The organism is Inquilinus limosus MP06, from assembly GCF_000767795.1.
Taxonomy (GTDB): Bacteria; Pseudomonadota; Alphaproteobacteria; order DSM-16000; family Inquilinaceae; genus Inquilinus; species Inquilinus limosus_E.
The window spans coordinates 1-473 of record NZ_JANX01001156.1 but is presented as its reverse complement, the minus strand read 5'-3'; the positions used below and the strand labels follow the sequence as shown (position 1 = coordinate 473).

Annotated in this window: 1 pseudogene; it reads left to right on the top strand. The window is 72.7% G+C overall.

The window, feature by feature from the left end:
* Nucleotides 1-165 precede the first annotated feature (165 nt).
* A pseudogene (locus P409_RS35750) lies at nt 166-473 on the top strand (RlmI/RlmK family 23S rRNA methyltransferase); the annotation flags it as partial.

The following is a 473-nucleotide window of genomic DNA, read 5'->3' as shown; positions in this document are numbered from 1 at the left end:
GGCCGACCGTCAGGCCGGCGATATCGGTGATGGAATTGCGCGGGCCCGGGCGGATGGTCATGGCTTGGCTCTTCGATGGCGGCGAGTGGGCAGCAGACAGGAGCGGCCGGTCCGGCGTCAACGTCGCGGTTCCCGTCCGAAGGCCTGCCCCTATGCTCCGCCACCATGACCGACCTGCCGCTCATCCGCCTGCAGCCCGGCCGCGACAAGCGTGTCGCCGCCGGCCATCCCTGGATCTTCTCGAACGAGATCGCCATGACGCCGGAGCTGCGCGAGGTGCCGCTGGGCGCCCCGGTGCGGGTCGAGGCGGCCAGCGGCAAGGCGCTCGGCGTCGGCGGCTTCAACCGGCATGCGCTGATCGCGGTGCGCATGCTCGACCGCAGCCCGGACGCGGCGATCGACACCGCCTTCCTGCGCCGCCGCCTGGCCGCGGCGCTGGCGCTGCGCGACACGCTGTTCGACCGGCCCTTCTA